At 69.1% G+C, this 19,331-nt stretch carries 17 protein-coding genes; 9 read left to right on the top strand and 8 right to left on the bottom strand.

Annotated elements, in window-relative coordinates; all coding sequences use genetic code 11:
- Positions 1-179 precede the first annotated feature (179 nt).
- From bluB to MBR110_RS13520, 3 genes are all read right to left on the bottom strand, one after another.
- The gene (gene bluB, locus MBR110_RS13530; RefSeq protein WP_046426247.1) at positions 180-917 is read right to left on the bottom strand and encodes a 5,6-dimethylbenzimidazole synthase; all 738 of its coding nucleotides are present in this window, start codon (positions 915-917) and stop codon (positions 180-182) included.
- A 155-nt stretch (positions 918-1,072) separates the two neighbouring features.
- A complete protein-coding gene (locus MBR110_RS13525; RefSeq protein WP_014722522.1) occupies positions 1,073-2,071 on the bottom strand; it encodes a 2-hydroxyacid dehydrogenase in 999 nt (332 codons plus the stop codon).
- A gap of 30 nt (positions 2,072-2,101) precedes the next feature.
- The gene (locus MBR110_RS13520) at positions 2,102-3,088 is read right to left on the bottom strand and encodes a LysR family transcriptional regulator (protein WP_011883449.1); all 987 of its coding nucleotides are present in this window, start codon (positions 3,086-3,088) and stop codon (positions 2,102-2,104) included.
- Between the two features lie 704 nt (positions 3,089-3,792).
- Here MBR110_RS13520 and MBR110_RS13515 point away from each other — a divergent pair.
- Positions 3,793-5,004, top strand: coding sequence for a pyridoxal-phosphate-dependent aminotransferase family protein (locus MBR110_RS13515; protein ID WP_046426252.1), 1,212 nt, complete (start codon positions 3,793-3,795; stop codon positions 5,002-5,004).
- A 33-nt stretch (positions 5,005-5,037) separates the two neighbouring features.
- Here MBR110_RS13515 and MBR110_RS13510 read toward each other — a convergent pair whose 3' ends face one another.
- Positions 5,038-5,973, bottom strand: coding sequence for a helix-turn-helix domain-containing protein (locus MBR110_RS13510; RefSeq protein ID WP_034194478.1), 936 nt, complete (start codon positions 5,971-5,973; stop codon positions 5,038-5,040).
- Between the two features lie 133 nt (positions 5,974-6,106).
- Here MBR110_RS13510 and MBR110_RS13505 point away from each other — a divergent pair, with 133 nt between their 5' ends.
- Complete coding sequence (locus MBR110_RS13505; protein ID WP_059669211.1) at positions 6,107-6,997, top strand: DMT family transporter; 891 nt, start codon at positions 6,107-6,109, stop codon at positions 6,995-6,997.
- Between the two features lie 405 nt (positions 6,998-7,402).
- On the opposite strand, the gene MBR110_RS13500 is transcribed toward MBR110_RS13505, so the two are convergent.
- Complete coding sequence (locus MBR110_RS13500; protein ID WP_011883456.1) at positions 7,403-8,617, bottom strand: MFS transporter; 1,215 nt, start codon at positions 8,615-8,617, stop codon at positions 7,403-7,405.
- A gap of 340 nt (positions 8,618-8,957) precedes the next feature.
- On the opposite strand from MBR110_RS13500, the gene xdhA reads away from it, so the two are divergent.
- From xdhA to MBR110_RS13470, 6 genes are all read left to right on the top strand, one after another.
- Positions 8,958-10,556 (top strand): xanthine dehydrogenase small subunit, encoded by a 1,599-nt coding sequence (xdhA, locus tag MBR110_RS13495; protein ID WP_181709091.1) that lies wholly within the window; start codon positions 8,958-8,960, stop codon positions 10,554-10,556.
- A gap of 18 nt (positions 10,557-10,574) precedes the next feature.
- A complete protein-coding gene (xdhB, locus tag MBR110_RS13490) occupies positions 10,575-12,938 on the top strand; it encodes a xanthine dehydrogenase molybdopterin binding subunit (RefSeq protein ID WP_011883458.1) in 2,364 nt (787 codons plus the stop codon).
- An 87-nt stretch (positions 12,939-13,025) separates the two neighbouring features.
- On the top strand, positions 13,026-13,679 hold the full coding sequence (xdhC, locus tag MBR110_RS13485; RefSeq protein WP_059735734.1) for a xanthine dehydrogenase accessory protein XdhC: 654 nt from the start codon (positions 13,026-13,028) through the stop codon (positions 13,677-13,679).
- Positions 13,680-14,005: 326 nt separating this feature from the next.
- On the top strand, positions 14,006-14,239 hold the full coding sequence (locus tag MBR110_RS13480) for a FitA-like ribbon-helix-helix domain-containing protein (protein ID WP_011883461.1): 234 nt from the start codon (positions 14,006-14,008) through the stop codon (positions 14,237-14,239).
- Positions 14,226-14,645, top strand: a complete 420-nt coding sequence (locus MBR110_RS13475; protein WP_011883463.1) for a type II toxin-antitoxin system VapC family toxin — start codon at positions 14,226-14,228, stop codon at positions 14,643-14,645. Before MBR110_RS13480 ends, MBR110_RS13475 begins: the two co-directional genes overlap by 14 nt.
- 129 nt (positions 14,646-14,774) lie before the next feature.
- A complete protein-coding gene (locus tag MBR110_RS13470; protein ID WP_011883465.1) occupies positions 14,775-15,176 on the top strand; it encodes a polyketide cyclase in 402 nt (133 codons plus the stop codon).
- Between the two features lie 40 nt (positions 15,177-15,216).
- On the opposite strand, the gene MBR110_RS13465 is transcribed toward MBR110_RS13470, so the two are convergent.
- From MBR110_RS13465 to MBR110_RS13455, 3 genes are all read right to left on the bottom strand, one after another.
- Positions 15,217-16,161, bottom strand: coding sequence for a LysR family transcriptional regulator (locus tag MBR110_RS13465; protein WP_059454482.1), 945 nt, complete (start codon positions 16,159-16,161; stop codon positions 15,217-15,219).
- A 69-nt stretch (positions 16,162-16,230) separates the two neighbouring features.
- Complete coding sequence (locus tag MBR110_RS13460; protein WP_011883469.1) at positions 16,231-16,869, bottom strand: 2-hydroxychromene-2-carboxylate isomerase; 639 nt, start codon at positions 16,867-16,869, stop codon at positions 16,231-16,233.
- A 94-nt stretch (positions 16,870-16,963) separates the two neighbouring features.
- Positions 16,964-18,397, bottom strand: coding sequence for a TAXI family TRAP transporter solute-binding subunit (locus MBR110_RS13455; RefSeq protein ID WP_011883471.1), 1,434 nt, complete (start codon positions 18,395-18,397; stop codon positions 16,964-16,966).
- A 468-nt stretch (positions 18,398-18,865) separates the two neighbouring features.
- Between MBR110_RS13455 and MBR110_RS13450 the strand changes: the two genes are divergently transcribed.
- Positions 18,866-19,222, top strand: coding sequence for a BON domain-containing protein (locus MBR110_RS13450; protein ID WP_011883473.1), 357 nt, complete (start codon positions 18,866-18,868; stop codon positions 19,220-19,222).
- The last annotated feature ends 109 nt before the right edge of the window (positions 19,223-19,331 follow it).

Genomic DNA, 19,331 nt, shown 5'->3' with positions numbered 1-19,331 from the left:
CCGCTGCGCTCGGTGCCCACGCCGGTAGGGCGATCATTGCTCGCGCGACATGTCCGGCGGAGCTGACGCACCGCCACGGTGGCGGGACTTCGACGGGTGCGATCGCAGCGGCGCAGCCCGATGTAGCGATGTAGCGATGCCCGGCGCCGCCGCGCTCGGCGCCCACGCCGGAGCGGTGGTCATTGCCCGCGCAGCATGTCCGGCGGCGCGTCGGCGGCGTGCTCCAGCGTTGCCGCGCCGTCGCGGGTCGGCGTCGATTCGGCGCTGGGGTTCGCCTGCGCCGGTGCGTCCCAAGTGTTTTCGAACAGGCACGCTTCGATCGGCATCCGCGCGGCCCAGCGTTGCTGCTCGAGCATCGGCTGCGCGTAGAACGCGTCGACGTGCCCGATGCACAGCACCGCGATCGGCTGCGCGCCGGCCGGCATGCCGAGGAGCGTGCGCAGCGCGTCGACCTCGAACAGCGACACCCAGCCCATGCCCAGCCCCTCCGCACGGGCGGCGAGCCACATGTTCTGGATCGCGCAGGCGGCGGACGCGAGATCCATCTCCGGCAGCGTGCGGCGGCCGAACACGTGGCGCTCGCGATCGTCGGTGAGCGCGACGACCAGCAATTCGCCGCATTCGCGCACGCCTTCGACTTTCAGCCGCATGAACTCGTCCTGGCGCTCGCCGAGCGCGTCGGCGGTCGCGCGGCGCTCGGCCTCGACCAGCCCGTGAATCGCGGTGCGCAGCGCGGCGTCGGTGATGCGGATGAAGCGCCACGGCTGCATGAAGCCGACGCTCGGCGCGTGATGGGCCGCGCGCAGCAGTCGCGCGAGCGTGGCCGGATCGACGGGCGCCGACGTGAAGTGACGCATGTCGCGCCGTTCGAAAATGGCCCGGTAGACCGCAGCGATGGCGGAGTCGTCGAAACGCATGGGGGAGCGGAAGCAAAGGGAAGTCGGCGCAACGATAGCAGAGCGCGGGCGCCGCGCGTTACATCAGGCGAATGAATGGGTCGGCGCGATGCCGGTGCGGTGGGTGTGGAGCGGAGGCACGCGGAACGCCGCAAGCCGAAAGCCAACCCCGCGCTTCAGCGCCCGCCAGTGACGACGTTGGTCGGCGCGCCCGCGCGCCATGCGTCGATGTTCAGCAGCGTCGTATGTGCGATCTCGGCGAGCGCCTCGCGCGTGAAGAACGCCTGATGCGACGTGACGATCACGTTCGGGAAGGTCAGCAGCCGCGCGAGCACGTCGTCCTGCAGCGGCAGGTCCGAGTGATCCTCGAAGAACAGGCCGCTTTCCTCCTCGTACACGTCGAGCCCGAGATGACCGAGCTGGCCGCTCTTGAGCGCCTCGACCAGCGCCTGCGCATCGACCAGCCCGCCGCGCCCGGTATTGATCAGCATCGCGCCGTGCTTCATGCGCGCGAGCGTCTGCGCGTTGATCAGATGATGCGTCGACGGCAGCAGCGGGCAATGCAGGCTCACGATGTCCGATTGATGCAGCAGCTCGTCGAGTTCGACGTAGCGCGCGCCGAACGCGATCAGCTCGTCGTCGTGAGGCGGCAGCGAATGCGCGAGCACGCGCATCCCGAAGCCCATCATGATCTTGGCGAACACGCTGCCGATCAGCCCCGTGCCGACCACGCCGACGGTCTTGCCGTGCAGGTCGAAGCCGAGCAGCCCGTTCAGCGAGAAGTCCCCCTCGCGCGTGCGCGCAACGGCGCGCGGCAGCCGGCGGTTGAGCGCGAGGATCAGCGCGACCGCGTGCTCGGCGACCGCGTGCGGCGAATATGCGGGCACGCGCACGACCGCGATGCCGAGCCGCTCGGCAGCCGCGAGGTCGACGTGGTTGAAGCCGGCCGAGCGCAGCGCGATCAGGCGCGTGCCGCCGTCAGCGAGCCGCTGCAGCACCGCCGCATCGACGGTGTCGTTGACGAACGGACAGACGACGTCGTAACCGTGCGCGAGGATCGCGGTCTCCGCATCGAGGTGTGACGGCTGAAAGTGCAGCCGATAGCCGAACTGGCGGTTTGCGGCGGTAAACGACTCTTCGTCGTACTGCCGGCTGCTGAACAGGATCACACGCACGCTGCACCTCCGATGGCTGACGCGTGCAGTTTACTGCAGGCCAGCCGGCCGCCCAGCGACGAGATCGGCGCGCTCGGGGGTGCGCAGGAAGCCGTATTCGGAGCGCTCCTGCGCCGCCTGCTGCCCGAAATGCTCGAGCGCATGTTCGACGAAGCTGCGCGTGCGGGCCGGCACGTACTGGCGATTCGGATAGACGAGCGACAGCTGCGCATCCGGATCGTCGATCCGATAGCCGGGCAGCAGCCGCACCAGCGTGCCGGCGGCGAGCGCGTCGGCGACGCACGACTCGGGCAGCACCGCGATGCCCGAGCCGGCGAGGGCCGCCGCGTGCACGAGCGCGAGCTGGTTGACGGTGCACGCCGGGCGCACCGTGACCGAATGCGCGGCGCCGTCGTGGCCGACCAGCCGCCACGCGGGCGCATGCTGATGCGGCGCGAGCGCGACCCAGTCGTGACCGGGCAGGTCGTCGGGCGCGCGCGGCTCGCCGCGCCGTTCCAGATACGCGGGCGCCGCGCACGCGACGAACGGGTTCGGCGCGAGGGTGTGACCGATCAGCGTCGGATTGCCGTCGAGCCGGTCGCCGGTGACGATGCCGACGTCGTAGCCCGAATCGAGCACGTCGAGCGGCCCGTCGGCGACGGTCAGCTGCACGCGCAGTTCGGGATAGCGGTGCCGGAAACCGCTGACGAGCGGCGTCAGCGTGAGCGGCGACAGCAGACCCGACGCGACGACGCGCAGCGTGCCGGCCGGCTCGCGCACCGCGTGCGCGACGGACGCCTCGAGATGATCGAACTCCTCGAGCAGCGCACGGCAGCCGTCGAGGTAGCGCAGCCCGGCTTCGGTCAACGACAGGTTGCGCGTGGTGCGGTGGATCAACCGCGTGTTCAGATGGGACTCGAGCATCGCGATCGAACGCGTGACGAGTGCATTGGACACGCCTAGATGGTGCGCCGCGCGCCGGAAACTCTGCTGCTCGGCAACGCAGACGAACACTCGCATGGTCTGAATCTGGTTCATGTCTCGCGTATTTCTGGCCCGGTGGATTGATTTTGCTTGGAATTTTTCGTCGCGCGACCGGGATTGCCGGTGTGCGTCGTCCGATTTTCGTTCGTATCGAAAAAGCGGCTCTCGATTCCGCAGACGATTGTTCATTACGGAGGCGATATCCGTCAACCTGAGAAAATGGGCGGGTTGCGGAAAATCGAAATCGCGGCTATCGGATTTATGCGGCGGTCTCGTTGGTTTCCCGGCAGTATTGAAACCGGTAGTTCGGTATCTGAATGTTGCTCAGTAAAATCAACGCGTTATGTGTTTTGTTCGATGCTTCGCAGCGGTAATTTTCGAACTCTGTCACTAATAGATGCTGCGATAATCGATGTTTTTTCGGCGTATCGGCATTTGGTGGATCCATTCGGTCCGCGCGGTTTTTATCCTGATGCGGCGTATTTCCGACTAATTGGGTCGTCTATTACTGAAGCGGGCGCATCCGCACGCGCCGCAATATGGCCGGGAAAATCGCCTGTACCGGCCGCGGCGGGGCTGCCGGCGTGCTCGCTCGCGATGCGCGGCCGGCTGGCCCGGTCGTCCGACCGGGCCAGCGTCGCGCCGTCCGGCCGCGCGCGCCTCTTGCGCGCGGGCGCGGAACACGGAATCATCGATCGATCCGCCATGCCCTGTGGCGGGCGACGCTCGAGCGTCTTTCTTCATCTTTTTTGCCAGCCATGTCCCTCGACCATTCGCCGATTCCCTGTCCCGTCGTCGTGCCGCTCGACGCGATCCTGCCCGAAGAACCGCTGCTGATGATGGGCGCCGGCCCGGTGCCGATCCCGGCCGCGGTCGCGAAGGCGAACACGATCGTGATCAATCACCTCGGCGCGACGATGGCGAAGATCATCGAGCAGGTGAAGGAGATGGCGCGCTACGTGTTCCAGACCCGCACGAAGTGGGTGCTCGGCGTCGCCGGCCCCGGCTCCGCCGCGATGGAAATGGCGATTTCCAACCTCGCCTGGCGCGGCACGCGCGTGCTGTCGATCCGCAACGGCTTCTTCAGCGCGCGCATGGCCGAGATGGCCACGCGCGTCGGCGCCGACGTCGCGACGCTCGAAGTGGCCGACCGCTCGGTCGCGAGCCTCGACGAGATCGCCGACGCGATCGCGCGCGAACGCCCCGAGATCGTCACGATCGTGCAGGGCGAGACGTCGAACACCGTGTGGAACCGCGACCTGCGCGAGATCGCGGCGCTCGCGAAGGCGGCCGGCGCGCTGGTGGTCGTCGACGCGGTGTGCACGCTGTCGACGATGCCGCTCGAGATGGACGCATGGGGCATCGACGCGGTCATCACGGGCGGCCAGAAGGGGCTGTCGTCGATTCCCGGCGTGTCGCTGATCGCGTTCTCCGACGCCGCGTGGGACCGGATGAAGCAGCGTCCGGAACCGAACGCGCACTGGTGCCTCGACATGGCGCTCGCGGAAAACTTCTGGCACAACGCGGGCTACCACTACACCGCGCCGGTGTCGGGCGTGCTCGCGCTGCACGAGGCGCTGCGCCTCGTGTGCGCGGAAACGCTCGAAAGCCGTTTCGCGCGCCATCTGCGCTGCACGCTGGCGCTGCAGGCCGGCATCGAGGCGATGGGCCTCGAACTCTACACGCCGAAGGAATGCCGTCTCAATTCGGTGGTCGGCATCGAGACGCCGGCCGGGCTCACGCCCGGAATGGTCTGCGGCCACATCTCGAAGCAATATCAGGTCGAGATCTCCGGCTCGTTCGGCTTGCCGATCGTGCGGATCGGCCAGATGGGCGAGCAGTGCCGCGAACACAACCTGTTCCGCACGCTGCATGCGTTCGGCCGGACGATGGTCGATCTGAAGGTGCCGGTCGACCTGCCCGCAGGCGTTGCCGCGCTCGAGCAGGAACTGTCGCGGCGCGGCACGTAAGCGCGGCCGGCGGCGCGGCGCCGAGCGCGGCGCTCAGCCGCCCCGCATCGCGCGCCGGTACGCGTTCGGCGTCGTCCCGTGCGCGTCGCGAAAGCGGTGGCTGAAATGGGCGGCGTTCGCGTAGCCGCACTCGGCGGCGACCTGCGCGAGCGGCAGCGCCGTCGTGCGCAGCAGCAGGCGCGCGCGGGCCAGCCGCTGCTCGGCCACCCAGGCGTGCGGCGCGCGGCCGAACGACAGCCGGAACATCCGCGAAAAGTGATATTCGGACAGCGCGGCGACGTTCGCGAGTTCGCCGAGCGTGAGCGGCTGCGACAGGTAGCTGTCGATATAGTCGCGCACGCGCCGGCGCACGGCGGGCGCCAGGCCGCCGCGCAACGGCGCGTCGGCGCGCGCGGCGCCCTGGCCGCGCAACAGCAGGCTCAGCACGTCGTGCGCGGCCTCGTTCACGCGCAGTCGCCCGTCCGCATCGTCCCAGCGCTCCAGGGCGAGCGAACGGAACTGCGCGGCGACGCGCGCATCCTCGAAATAGGTGCGGTCGGCGAGTTTCAGTTCGCGCGGTTCGCGGTCGAGCTCGCGGATCGCGCGCTGCGTGAAGTGCTCGGGCAGAAAGTACAGGTGGATGAAGTGCATCTCGCCGCGCACCCACCAGCGCGATTCATGGTCGCCCGGCAGCGTGCACAGCAGGCTCGGTGCGCCGTAGCGCGGCACGCGCTCGCGCTCGGTCCGGTAGCCGCCGTCGAGATAGCACGACAGCGTGTGGTGGCCGGGCTGTTCGTAGACCGTCTCGCTTTCGTCGGTGATGCGCGTCCATTCGGCGATCGCGAGGTGGTCGCCGAGCCACGTGAAGCGCTCGAGCGTCGCGTTCGCATCGGCGAGCGTGCGGCACACCGACTGCAGCCCGAACGGCATCGTGTCGCCCGCGAGGGCGGCGGCGTGGTCGACGGGCGGAGCGTACAGGGGCGAACTCATGGTGCGACGAGTATAAGCGCGCGCACCGCGTGCCGTGCGCCGGAGCGAAAAAGACCGCAAATCCGGACAATGCATGCGCGCGGCGCGGCCGCATAGTCGGAATCCGTTCCACTCGTTCCGCTGCGTTGCCGCCATGAATCTGTCGCTTTACTTCATCACCGTGCTGATCTGGGGCACCACCTGGATCGCGATCAAATGGCAGCTGGGTGCCGTGCCGCCGCCCGTGTCGATCGCATGGCGCTTCTGGCTCGCCGCCGCCGTGCTGTTCGCGCTGCTGCGCCTGATGCGCCGGCCGGTGCGTCCGCCGCGCGAAGCGTGGCGTTATCTCGTCGCGCAGGGCGTCGCGTTGTTCTGCCTGAATTTCCTGTGCTTCTACTATTCGGAGCAGGTCGTGCCGAGCGGACTCGTCGCGGTGATCTTCTCGACCGCGCCGCTGCTGAATTCGATCAACGGGCGCCTCTTCATGGGGCGGCCGTTGCGGCCGTCCGCGATCGCCGGCGCGCTGCTCGGGCTGACCGGCATCGCATGCCTGTTTTGGCAGCAGATGGCCGGGCATCTGGACGACCACGCGACGTGGATCGGTCTGGCGATCGCGTTCGCGGGCACGATGTGCTTCTCGGCCGGCAACCTGCTGTCGAGCCGGATGCAGGCGATGGGGCTGCACCCGCTCGCGACCAACGGCTGGGCGATGCTGATCGGCGCGGCGATCCTGACGGTCGGCAGCGCCGCGGCCGGATTGCCGTTCGCGCTCGATCCGAGCCCGCGCTATCTCGGCGCGCTCGTCTACCTGGCCGTGCCGGGCTCGGTGATCGGCTTCACCGCGTACCTGACGCTGGTCGGCCGGATCGGGCCGGAGCGCGCCGCGTACTGCACGGTGCTGTTCCCGATCGTCGCGCTGGCCGTGTCGACGGTATTCGAGGGTTATCAGTGGTCGCCGCTCGCCGTGGTGGGGCTGCTGCTCGTGGTGGCCGGCAATTTGGTCGCGTTCGATCTGACGCGCCGGCTGTTCCTGCGCACCGCGTGACGGCTGCGCTGAATGAAAGGCGCCCCGCGCGAAGCGGGTTGAGGACTGGTTCGCGCCGTGGGCGGAAGATGGTTGCTCGGCATGCAGATGGGGTCGGCCTGTTGGCCTGTCGGGCCGCCAGCCCGATGACGGCCTGATGGGCCGTTAGCCCGAAAGCCGTACAGCCTGATGGCCCGAGAGCCCGAGAGCCCGAGAGCCCGAGAGCCCGAGAGCCCGAGAGCCCGAGAGCCCGAGAGCCCAAAAGCCCAAAAGCCCAAAAGCCCAAAAGCCCAAAAGCCCAAAAGCCCAAAAGCCCAAAAGCCCCACGACCCGACTGCCGCCGTTGGCCCAGCCCCGGCGGCTAGTCGCCGGACGCCGGGCCAACTGCCCACCAGCTAGCTCGACAGCCGCCCGCCGTACCACCCCTCAAGCCGCCGCGCCGCTCCCCGCCACGCGCGCCTGCCGCTGATACAGCACCATCGACAGCGCGACGCCCGCTGCCGCGGCCGCCGCAGCGAACAGGAACACCTGCGGATAACCGAATGCGCCGGCAATGTAGCCGGCGAGCGGGCCGGTGATCCCGAGCGACAGGTCGAGGAACACCGAATACGCGGACAGCGCCGCGCCGCGGCTCGCCGGCGGCACCAGCGCGACGGCCTCCACGCCGAGCGCCGGGAAGATCAGCGCGAAGCCGAACCCGGTGAGCGCGGCACCGACGAGCGCGACGTGCGGCACCGGCGCGAGCCACAGCAGCAGGAGGCCCGAGGATTCGAACGCGAACGACACGATCGCGACGCGGAAGCCGCCGTAAGTCTTGATCATGTTCGCGAACAGCAGGCGCGCGCCGATGAACAGCGTGCCGAACACGGTCAACGACAGCGCCGCGTTGGGCCAATGGCGCGCCGCGTAGTAGAGCGTGACGAAGGTCGCGATCGAGCCGAAGCCGGCCGAACCGAGCGCGAGACCGAGGCCGTGCGGCAGCACGCGCGTGAACACGCTCGCGTACGACATCCGTTCGCCGTGCACGAGCGGCACGGCGTCGATCAGGCGGGCCAGATAGAAGCCGGCCGCCGCGAGGGCGATCACGAGCACGCCGATCAACGCCGGATTGAGCGCGTGCGCGATCGCGACGCCGACCGGCGCGCCGAGCGCGAGCGCGCCGTAGGTCGCGATGCCGTTCCACGAGATCACCTTCGCGTTGTGCGCGATGCCGACCCGGCCGATGCCCCACAGGATCGCGCCGGTGCCGCACAGGCTTTCGCCGACGCCGAGCACGAGCCGGCTGCCGATCAGCAGCACGAGGCTCGCGGCCGGCCAGCGCGCGAGCAGCAGCGCCACCAGCAGCAGCACGCCCGACACGCCGCAGCCGATCAGCCCGCGCAGCACCGTCTGCTTCGGCCCCAGCGTATCCGCGAAGCGCCCGGCGAGCGGACGCGACGCGAGCGTCGCGAAATACTGGACGCTGATCGCGGCGCCCGCGACGATCGCGGAATAGCCGAGATCGTCGTGGACGAAGCCCGGCAGCACCGCGAGCGGCAGCCCGATGGTCAGATAGCAGACGAACGTGAAGCAGACGACGGATACGATTTGCAGCGTGACGGCGAGCCCGCTGCGCGGCGGTGTGGCGGAATCGGTGGACATGGGGTCGGATTAGATGAACGAAGCGCGACGACGATCGAGGCAGATGCAGCCAAACAAGGGAATCCGGATTTTCCCATGGAACCGGTTTTCCCGCAGGTACTACTTAGTTAATCGTGACCCGTTTTAGCGCTGCAATGGGCCCGGCGAAAACAGCCAGCGCCACGCGCATGCTGCACAGCTGGCGGCCCGCCGCCCGCATATCGCGGCCGTGATATGAGCCGCATGCGCGTTCGGCTATGGGTTGCGAAATTTGACGGTGATAGCGTGCAAACTGTCAGAGAAACGTCGGTCGTGCGCGCCGCGCCGGCCGCCTTGCCCCCACTTGAACAACGATTGAGACATGAGTGAGCCGATCCGCTTCTACCATCGTCACGCGGTCCGCGAAGTCAGCGGCGCGGACGTCACCCGCACCGTGCTGCAGTATCTGCGCGAGGATGCGCGCTGCACCGGCACCAAGGAAGGCTGCGCGGAAGGCGACTGCGGCGCGTGCACGGTCGTCGTCGGCGAGCTGACCGACGCAGGCGCGGTGGCGTTCAAGGCCGTCAACGCGTGCATCCAGTTCCTGCCGACGCTCGACGGCAAGGCGCTGCTCACGGTCGAGGACCTGCGCCGGCCGGACGGCTCGCTGCATCCGGTGCAGCAGGCGATGGTCGATTGCCACGGGTCGCAATGCGGTTTCTGCACGCCGGGCTTCGTGATGTCGATGTGGGCGCTGTACGAGCAGCACGGCCATGAGCGCTGCGGCAGCGCAGCTTCGAACGCATCGTGCGTGCAGAGCGTCGCCGGCGTGCCGAGCGTGCCGTCCCGCACCGAGATCGCCGATGCGCTGACCGGCAACCTGTGCCGCTGCACCGGCTACCGGCCGATCATCGACGCGGCGGTGCGGATGTTCGACGCGAGCGGCGAACGCACGCCGGCGCAGGACTCGCCGGTCGACGCGGCCGCGCTCGCGCGCACGCTGGCGTCGCTGCGGCGCGAGCGCACGTTCGAATACGCGGCCGCCGACGGCGCGCGCTTCGCCGCGCCGCGCACGCTCGACGCGCTGGCCGCGCTGAAGGCCGAGCGCCCCGACGCGCGGCTGTTGGCCGGCAGCACCGACATCGGCCTGTGGGTGACCAAGCAGATGCGTCGCCTCGACGACCTGATCTACGTCGGCCAGGTCGCCGAGCTGCAGCGGATCGTGCACGGCGACGACTGGATCGAGATCGGCGCGGGCGTGACGGTCGAGCGCGCGTACGCGGCGCTCGCCGGCACGTATCCGGAGCTGACCGAAATGTGGAAGCGCTTCGCGTCGCTGCCGATCCGCAACGCGGGCACGCTCGGCGGCAACGTCGCGAACGGCTCGCCGATCGGCGACTCGATGCCGGGGCTGATCGCGCTCGGCGCGCGCGTCGTGCTGCGCGGCGGCGACACCGTGCGCGAGCTGCCGCTCGACGCGCTGTACACCGGCTATCAGCAGAAGGACATGGCGCCGCACGAATTCGTCGTCGCGCTGAAGGTGCCGACCCGCAGCGGCGCGCGCGCGGCGCTGCAGTTCCGCACCTACAAGCTGTCGAAGCGGTTCGACTCCGACATTTCGGCGGTGTGCGCGGCGTTCGCGTTCATCGCGGACAGCGACACGATCCGCGAGCCGCGCATCGCATTCGGCGGGATGGCCGCGACGCCGAAGCGCGCGCCGCACACGGAGGCGGTGCTCGACGGCGCGCCGTGGCACGAAGCCACCGCGCAGGCCGCGATGCAGGCGCTGGAGCGCGACTACCAGCCGCTCACCGATATGCGCGCGACCAGCGCCTATCGCGTCGATGCCGCGAAGAACCTGCTGTACCGGTTCTGGCTCGAGACGCGGATGCACGACCCGCTGCCGGCGCACGCGTTGAACGTGCGCGAAGTGGCCGCCGAAACCGGCGCCGAAGCGGCCGATGGCGCGGCGCGCGTCTGAAGACGGAGAACCCCGAACATGAACCAGCAAGCAGAACCGTTCCTGACCGCGCTCGATGCGCAGACCGACGGCGCGCAGGTCCACGTGTCGCGCGTGCACGAATCCGCGCACCTGCACGTGAGCGGCCGCGCCACTTACACCGACGACATCCCGCTCGTCGCCGGCACGCTGCACGCGGCGCTCGGCCTGTCCGCGAAGCCGCACGCGAAGATCGTGTCGATGAACTTCGACGCGGTGCGCGCGACGCCCGGCGTCGTCGCCGTGTTCACGGCCGCCGACATTCCGGGCGTCAACGACTGCGGGCCGATCGTCCACGACGACCCGGTGCTCGCCGACGGCGTCGTGCAGTTCGTCGGCCAGCCGATGTTCATCGTCGTCGCCACGTCGCACGACATCGCGCGGCTCGCCGCGCGCCGCGCGCAGGTCGACTACGAAGAGCTGCCCGCGATCCTCACCGCGCAGGACGCGCGCAACGCCGAGTCGTACGTCATCCCGCCGCTGAAGCTCGCGCGCGGCGACGCGCCCGCGCGGCTCGCGGCGGCCGCGCATCGCGAGTCCGGCGAGATGTATCTCGGCGGGCAGGAGCAGTTCTATCTGGAAGGGCAGATCGCCTACGCGGTGCCGAAGGACGACGACGGCATGCACGTGTACTGCTCGACGCAGCATCCGAGCGAGATGCAGCACCTGGTCGCGCACGTGCTCGGCGTCGCGTCGCACGACGTGCTGGTCGAATGCCGCCGGATGGGCGGCGGGTTCGGCGGCAAGGAATCGCAGTCGGGCCTGTTCGCGTGCTGCGCCGCGCTCGCCGCATGGAAGCTGCTGTGCCCGGTGAAGCTGCGTCCCGATCGCGACGACGACATGATGATCACCGGCAAGCGGCACGACTTTCATTACCGCTTCGACGTCGGCTACGACGACGACGGCCGCATCGACGGCGTCGCGCTCGACATGACGTCGCGCTGCGGCTTCTCGGCCGACCTGTCGGGCCCGGTGATGACGCGCGCGGTGTGCCACTTCGACAACGCGTACTGGCTCGGCGACGTGGCCATCGCCGGCTACTGCGGCAAGACCAACACGCAGTCGAACACCGCGTTCCGCGGCTTCGGCGGCCCGCAGGGCGCGTTCGCGATCGAGTACATCCTCGACGACATCGCGCGCGCGCTCGGCCGCGATCCGCTCGACGTGCGCTACGCGAACCTGTACGGCAAGACCGAGCGCAACGTGACGCCGTACGGGCAGACCGTCGAGGACAACGTGCTGCACGAACTGCTCGGCGAGCTCGAGACGACGAGCGGCTATCGCGCGCGCCGCGCGGCCGTCAGGGAATTCAACGCGCGCAACGCGGTGCTGAAGAAGGGCATCGCGCTCACGCCGGTGAAGTTCGGCATCGCGTTCAACGTCACGCATTTCAACCAGGCCGGCGCGCTGGTGCACATCTACACCGACGGCTCGGTGCTCGTGAACCACGGCGGCACGGAGATGGGGCAGGGGCTCAACACGAAGGTCGCGCAGGTGGTCGCGCACGAGCTCGGCATCCGCTTCGACCGGATTCGCGTGACCGCGACCGACACGAGCAAGGTGGCGAACACGTCGGCTACCGCCGCGTCGACGGGCTCCGACCTGAACGGCAAGGCCGCGCAGGATGCCGCGCGCCAGCTGCGCGAGCGGCTCGCGGCGTTCGCGGCGAAGCGGTTCGGCGACGGCAGCGTCGCGGCGGCCGACGTGAAGTTCGGCAACGACGTGGTGTGGGTCGGCGCGACCAGCGTGCCGTTCGCCGACGTGGTCGCGAGCGCGTATCTGGCGCGCGTGCAGCTGTGGTCCGACGGCTTCTACGCGACGCCGAAGCTGTACTGGGACCAGTCGAAGCTGCAGGGCCGGCCGTTCTACTACTACTCGTACGGCGCGGCCGTGTCGGAGGTCGTGATCGACACGCTGACGGGCGAAATGCGCACGCTGCGCGTGGACGCGCTGCACGACGTCGGCGCGTCGCTCAATCCCGCGCTCGACATCGGCCAGGTCGAAGGCGCGTTCATCCAGGGGATGGGCTGGCTCACGACCGAGGAGCTGTGGTGGAACGCGGGCGGCAAGCTGATGACGCACGCGCCGTCCACGTACAAGATCCCGACCGTCAACGACACGCCGCCCGAGTTCAACGTGCGGCTGTTCCGCAACCGCAACGTCGAGGACAGCATTCACCGCTCGAAGGCCGTCGGCGAGCCGCCGCTGCTGCTGCCGTTCTCGGTGTTCTTCGCGGTGCGCGACGCGATCGCCGCGGTCGGCGACTACCGCGTGAACCCGCCGCTCGACGCGCCGGCGACCGGCGAGGCGATCCTGCGCGCGGTGCACGCGGTGCGTGCGGCGAGCGCCGCGCGGGCAGGGTGAGATGATGCATCGCCTCTTCACGCTCGCTTCTTGCGCCGGCTTCCGCCCGGCGCTCGGCGTCGTCGGGACGGCCCGGCGGAGGCCGGCATGAACGGCCGCGCTCGTTCGCCGCGCGGCGCGGCGCAGGTGCCGGCCGTCCAATGCGACGACGGCGCGTGCGGCAGCGCGCCGTCGCTGCCGCCGTTCGCGCGCGGCACCGGCCAGCGCAATCGCGCAACCGCGGCGCCGCCGCCGATGCACATCGTGTTGTTCGGCGCGGGGCACGTGGGGCACGCGCTCGTCACGCTGCTCGGCGCGCTGCCGTGCGTCGTGCAGTGGGTCGACACGCGCGACGAGCTGTTTCCCGACGAATGTCCGCCGAACGTGCAGCCGGAGCCGACCGACACGCCGGAAGCGGTGGTCGATGCGGCGCCCGCGGGCGCGTACTTCCTCGTGATGACGCACAACCACGCGCTCGACTTCGCGCTCGCCGCGCAGATCATGCGGCGGCGCGACTTCGCGTATTTCGGCATGATCGGCTCGCGTACCAAGCGCGTGAAGTTCGAGCGCCGGCTCGTCGCGCGCGGCGTCGATGCGGTGCGGCTCGCGGAGATGGTGTGTCCGATCGGCGTGGCCGGCATCGTCGACAAGGCGCCGGGCGCGATCGCGGTGGCCGTGTGCGCGGAGTTGTTGCAGGTGCGCTCGAAGGTACCCGCGCGCCGTTCGCCGAACCATCGTGAAAGCGCCGGTAGTGTGGAGTAAGCGGCGGCGGCTCTGAACGGCCGAGCATGCGATGCCGTGCTGGCGTCGTGCGAAGACTTTGCCGCCTTGCACGATCGGCCAATCTGTTGGATTTATGCGGGCGCATCCGTTCGGATGGATCACCCGAGGCCGTCACTCCGGAAGCGTCATCGTTGCTTGACCGCGGCTTCGGCCGAAACCGTCCGTGTTGGAGCCGTTATTTCCAAGGCGGCCGTGACGGTCACGTGCTGAGGCATTCGACGAATGCCACCCTGAAAGGCGATCAGTGCTTGCAGCTTCCGCGAAGAGTGCTAGCATTGATATCAACTCGGATGTGGAGGTGAAGCATGGCAACTCTTCTGGTGAGAAATGTGGACGAGGAACTCGTCCAAAGCCTGCGCGAGCGGGCCGCAGCCAACGGGCGTAGTGCGGAGGCCGAGCATCGAGAGATCCTGGCAAAGGCGCTGCGCGCGCCGCAGCGCAAGACGTTCGCGCAGGTGTTGATGAGTATCCCGAACGTCGGAACCGATGCCGATTTTGCGCGCGTGGATGACGGCGAGGCAGCGAATGTTTTTGGTTGATACCAACGTCATCAGCGAAGTACGGAAGCGGGAGCGAGCAGATAAAGGTGTGATGGCGTTTTTCCGCAAGGCCGCGCAGGACGATGCCGATCTGTACCTTTCCGTGGTGACGGTTGGCGAACTGCGGCGCGGTGTGGAAATCATCCGTCACCGTGGCGACAAGTCCCAGGCGACGCGCCTTGAAAACTGGCTCGATGGCGTACTTCGGGAGTTTGCGTCGAACATTCTGGCGGTGGACGAAGAGATCGGGCAGTTGTGGGGACGCCTGCGCGTCCCGCATCCCGAGCACTCGCTCGACAAGTTGATCGCGGCAACGGCGTTGATCCACGACCTGATCGTCGTGACGCGGAACGTCGATGATTTCGCCGGAACGGGCGCACGCGTTCTGAACCCATTCGAAAGCTGATACCCAACGCCGGAGAAAGCGGAGCGCTGAGCGGTTGTTGCATGCGGTAACGACGCCAGCCGCGCACGCATTCGTCTACACTCCGCAGATCGTGCGGCACCGGGCCGCGCGTTTTTCCCTGCACACCGCATGTCCGATCCGCAGATCTATCTCGATGCACTTTCCGCGAGCGTCGTCGCCATCGAGCGCTGGCTGTCCGGCGCCGATTCCGAGCCCGCGGCCGTCGATGCGCTGCTCGCCGATTTCGCCGCCGATTTCACGATGATCATGACCGACGGCCGCGTGTTCGACCACGCGGGCACGCACGCGCTGTTCGCGAAGCTGGGCGGCGCGAAGCCGGGGCTGCGCATCGCGCTGTCGGACGTTCGCGTGCTCGCGGCCGACGCATCGCATGCGGTGCTCACCTATCTGGAATCGCAGCACGCGGCGTCGGGTGCGTTGCCCGCACGGCGCGCGACCGCCGTGTTCCGGCGCGACGCCACGGGCGCGGTGCGCTGGACGCATCTGCAGGAAACCTTCTGCACGGCCTGAACGCCGGCGCGGCCCCGAACCGGAACGCGAGTGAGCTGATTCAGCGCTTGCGCACGCGCGCCGCGGTCAGCTCGTCGGACACGCTTTGCATCAGCGCGCACAGCCACGCGATGTCGGTCGGGCGATCGGGCTGCGGATGCGTGAGCAGATAGCTCCTGATACGCGGAAACGGCACGGGCGGTTCGACCACGACGAGCGGCAGCAACTGCGCGTAGTGCGTCGCGAAGCGGCGCGTCGTCGTGAAGATCAGGTCCGCCTGCAGCAGCACCTGCGGCACGATGCCGAAGTACGGCAGCGTCGTCACGACGCGGCGCGTGAGCTGCGCACGCGCGAGACCGATCTCGATCGCATTGCGCTTGTCGCCGGTGTAGGGCGTCGGCGCGACGTGCGCGGCCGCGGCATACGCATCGCGCGTGAGCGGCTCATGTGCGAGCGGATGGGCCGCGCGCATCAGGCACACGATCGTGTCGGAGAAGAGGTCCTGGCGCGCGAAGCGCGGGTCGGGCTTCGGCCAGTTGCCGATCACGAGATCGAGCGCGCCCGTTTCGAGCGCGCCCGCATGATCGAGCGCGGGGTTCAGCGAGTCGATTTCCAGATGTGCATGCGGCGCCGCGTCGCGAAAGCGCGCGATCAGCGTCGGCATGAAGAAATCGTTCAGATAGTCGGGCGCGGCGACGCGGAACGTGCGGCGCGCCGACGACGGATCGAAGTCGCCGTGCGGCGTCGCGATGAAGTCGACCTCGCGCAGCGCGCGCGACGCCGCGCCGAGCAGCGACGCGCCGTACTCGGTCGGCACCATGCCCGACTTGCCGCGCACGAGAATCGGATCGTTCAGCGTTTCGCGCAGCTTGCGCAGCGCGGTGCTGATCGCGGGCTGGGTCTGGTTCAGCCGCAGCGCGGCCTGCGTGACGCTGCGCTCGAGCAGCAGCGTACGCAATACGCGCACGAGCCAGATGTCGAGCGAGGCGGTGCGGTCGTCTTCCATCGATGCAGGGTTGTGCGGGCGAAGCGTAACCTTACCGCAGCCGCCCGCGCGCGGGCGTGATACCGGGCATCACGCGCGGCCCTTCGGCAGCGTGCTGATCCGCTTGACCTCGCCCGACTCGAGCCAGTTCGGCGTGCGTGCGCAGTACAGCACCATCGGCAGTGCATCCTCGCCCCAGAACAGCTGCTGGTTCATCCAGAAGGTCGGCACGCCGAACACGCCGAGCGCGATCGCGTCGTCGGTGTTGCGGCGCAGCTGCGCGCTCGTTTCCTCGAATTCGATCAACTCGTCGCCGTGCCCGACGCCGACGCGCTCGCACAGCGCGGCGAATCCCGCGGGCGTCGACGGATCGTTGCCGTCGTGCCAGATGAAACGGAACATCTCGAGCACGGTGCCGATGTCGGCGCGCATCGCGATCGCGAGGCGCAGCGCCTTGTCGGTGTCGAACGGATGCGCGGGCGGCATCTTGAAGCGGATGCCGAGCTGCTCGGCGCGAAACAGCGCGTGGCGGTACGTGAACACGCGCTTGGCCGGCACGTCGGCGCTCGGCCGCTGTCCCCAATGGCGCTGCAGGTCGGGCAGCGCCACGGCGACGGGCTCGAACGGCACGTCGGGCCACTTGTCGTGCTGTTCGAGCAGCAGGTAGGAGAACGGCGACACGAAGTCGTAGAACCAGGCGGGTTGGGCGGTGTCAAGGCCGGTTGTCATGACGATCTCCAGAGGGGTGGGGCGTGCGCGCCTGGCGGCGGCCTTCATGTTACGCGGTGGCGCGCGGATGCGGTAATGATCGCGGATCGGCCGCTCACGCGGAACCCGGAGTCGCCCGAGGGGTTTCGGCAGTCGGCGGCGCGGCGGCCGCGGGCGGCTGCGACGCGTCCGACATGCGCGCGGGCGCGTCGGGCTCGTGCGCACTCAGCCGTTCGCGCACGAAGCCGATGTGCTCGCGCAGCACGTAGAACTGCCCCGCGTACGCGAGCGGCATCTTCATCCGGTTCACGGCTTCCTCGATATCGTCGAGCTCCTCGAGCAGGTGCACGCGTTCGTCGGCCGTGTGCTCGCCGAGCGCGCGGCGCTCGAGCGCGATCAGCGCGCCGTACCAGCGATAGATCCGCGAGCGCACGCGCCAGCCGTACAGCGACGGCACGAGCCGCAGGCCGGGGATCAGCACGACGATCAGCGGCACCACGACCACCAGCAGCCGGTCGACGAGGCTCGCGACCCAGAACGGCAGCCGCCGGTACAGGAAGCTCTTGCCCGACTTGTAGTAGCGCGCCGCGTCGTCGGACAGCGGGAAGCCGCGCGTGATCGCGGACGGGAATTCGCCGGCGTGCTGCAGGATCGTCGCGTGGCCGTGCACTTCGCGCGCGGCCTCGATCAGCAGGTCCGACAGCGCCGGATGCAGCGTGTCGCGCGCGACCAGCTCGATCGTCGGCGCGACCGTGTGGATGTCGCTGGCCGGCAGGTTGCGGCCGAGATCGTAGACGCCCATCGGCAGCGTGATCGCTGTCAGGTACGGGAAGCGGCGCGCGTACGCTTCGGCCTGCGTGAACGAGTACACGTGTACGCCCGGCGCACGGAACAGCTTCGACATCACCGGGATCTGCGTCGAATCGCCGGACAGGAACGCGGCGTCGATCTTGCCGTCGAGCAGCGCGGTCGCGGCGTCCTCGCCGGCGATCGGCAGCAGCTCGGTCGGGCCGCCCGGCACGATGCCGTTCATCTTCAGCAGCGCGAGGCTCAGCTCGCGTGCACCGCTGCCCTGCGGGCCGAGCGCGAGCCGCTTGCCCTTGAAATCGGACAGGCGCGCGACCACCGCGCCGCGATACATGATCGCGAGCGGCACGTAGCCGATGCTGCCGAGCGATACCAGTTGCTCGTCGCGTTCCTTCGAACCGATGCCGCTCTGCACGAAGCCGACGTCGACCGGTGCGTTCGGGTCGGACAGCCGCGCGAGGTTCTGCGCGGAGCCCTCGGACGCTTCGACGTCGAGCGTGATGCCGTTCTTCGCGAGGATCGCCTTGTATTTCTGCGCGGCGTTCCAGTACGTGCTGCCGGGCGGCCCGGCCGAAATCACGAGCGTGGACGGCGGCGCGGGCTGGATCAGCTTGACCGCGAGCCACACGGCCGCCGCCGCGAGCAGCACGGTGGGGCCGATCGACAGCGCGAGGTCGCGCCACGACACCGCGACGAAGCGGGCGAGGATGCGGCGGGGTGGACGCGGGCTGGCAGGCTTCATGGAAATCGACAGATGACACGGCCGTGACGCATCGATGACGAGCGGCGCCAACGATGCGGGTTCAGCCGGCGATGGTACCTGGTTTCGCGTCGTTGGCGCGAGTGGGGGTTGTGCGCCGGTTGTGCGCCGTGCGGGGGCCGGAGATTTTGCCCGCCGGCGTCGCTGGGCCGGCTTCGCGCGCTCGCGCGTCAAAGTCTTTGCGCTTCCGCGGGCGCTGGATTACATTGTGCGTCGCAGCCGCGACCGATTCGCGCGCGACCCGGCACCCAACGAGACCGGGCGCGTCCGGCCGGCGGCTGTCCGGCCCGGCCGGCCCGCATTTGCGTGCGCCGGCCGCCGGCCCGTGTCGCCTCTCTCGCATCGCCGTGGAAATCATCGGCCGTCCCGCCCCTTCGCGCGCGGGCCGGCTGCCTTTGGGGGTATCCGGCCGTACTGTGCACGGCCGTTCCGAAGTCACAAGGAGATAGCATGAAGTCGATCGTGTTGAGAGCGTTGGGTGTTGCGGCCGTGGCGGCCTGTCTGACGGGCAGCGTGTACGCGCAGTCGAGCGATGCGGCGGCCACCGAGGCGGCGGCGAGCTCGCCGAAGGCCGCGGCCAAGACCGCGAAGAAGGCGAACCGCAAGCTCGGCTACGCGGTGCGCAAGGCCATTACGAAGGCAGGCGGCGTCGACGTGGCGAACCTGGTCGTCCGCTCGAAGGGCGGCGCGATCACGCTGGAGGGCACCGTGCCCGACCAGGCACAGATCGACAAGGCGGAAGAGGCAGCGAAAAGCGTGCACGGCGTGACGTCGGTCACGAACAAGCTGACGGTCCAGCAGCAATAATGCGGGGCGGCGGCGCGCGAGCGCGCCGCAAGCGCCTGCTTTCCGGCGGGCCCCGGCGTGCCGGGGCCCGTTTGCGCTTCAGGGCCGTGCGCCGCGCACGACGCGGCGG

Source organism: Burkholderia sp. MBR-1, from assembly GCF_013822785.1.
Lineage (GTDB): Bacteria > Pseudomonadota > Gammaproteobacteria > Burkholderiales > Burkholderiaceae > Burkholderia > Burkholderia vietnamiensis.
This window is presented reverse-complemented; position numbering and strand designations above follow the sequence as displayed.

Coding starts and splice junctions, on each gene's coding strand:
- MBR110_RS13450 (WP_011883473.1), top strand. CDS start 18,866: ATGAAGTCGATCGTGTTGAGAGCGTTGGGTGTTGCGGCCGTGGCGGCC.
- MBR110_RS13520 (WP_011883449.1), bottom strand. CDS start 3,088: ATGAACCAGATTCAGACCATGCGAGTGTTCGTCTGCGTTGCCGAGCAG.
- xdhA (WP_181709091.1), top strand. CDS start 8,958: ATGAGTGAGCCGATCCGCTTCTACCATCGTCACGCGGTCCGCGAAGTC.
- bluB (WP_046426247.1), bottom strand. CDS start 917: ATGCGTTTCGACGACTCCGCCATCGCTGCGGTCTACCGGGCCATTTTC.
- MBR110_RS13500 (WP_011883456.1), bottom strand. CDS start 8,617: ATGTCCACCGATTCCGCCACACCGCCGCGCAGCGGGCTCGCCGTCACG.
- MBR110_RS13470 (WP_011883465.1), top strand. CDS start 14,775: ATGTCCGATCCGCAGATCTATCTCGATGCACTTTCCGCGAGCGTCGTC.
- MBR110_RS13480 (WP_011883461.1), top strand. CDS start 14,006: ATGGCAACTCTTCTGGTGAGAAATGTGGACGAGGAACTCGTCCAAAGC.
- xdhB (WP_011883458.1), top strand. CDS start 10,575: ATGAACCAGCAAGCAGAACCGTTCCTGACCGCGCTCGATGCGCAGACC.
- MBR110_RS13515 (WP_046426252.1), top strand. CDS start 3,793: ATGTCCCTCGACCATTCGCCGATTCCCTGTCCCGTCGTCGTGCCGCTC.
- MBR110_RS13475 (WP_011883463.1), top strand. CDS start 14,226: ATGTTTTTGGTTGATACCAACGTCATCAGCGAAGTACGGAAGCGGGAG.
- MBR110_RS13455 (WP_011883471.1), bottom strand. CDS start 18,397: ATGAAGCCTGCCAGCCCGCGTCCACCCCGCCGCATCCTCGCCCGCTTC.
- MBR110_RS13465 (WP_059454482.1), bottom strand. CDS start 16,161: ATGGAAGACGACCGCACCGCCTCGCTCGACATCTGGCTCGTGCGCGTA.
- xdhC (WP_059735734.1), top strand. CDS start 13,026: ATGAACGGCCGCGCTCGTTCGCCGCGCGGCGCGGCGCAGGTGCCGGCC.
- MBR110_RS13510 (WP_034194478.1), bottom strand. CDS start 5,973: ATGAGTTCGCCCCTGTACGCTCCGCCCGTCGACCACGCCGCCGCCCTC.
- MBR110_RS13460 (WP_011883469.1), bottom strand. CDS start 16,869: ATGACAACCGGCCTTGACACCGCCCAACCCGCCTGGTTCTACGACTTC.
- MBR110_RS13505 (WP_059669211.1), top strand. CDS start 6,107: ATGAATCTGTCGCTTTACTTCATCACCGTGCTGATCTGGGGCACCACC.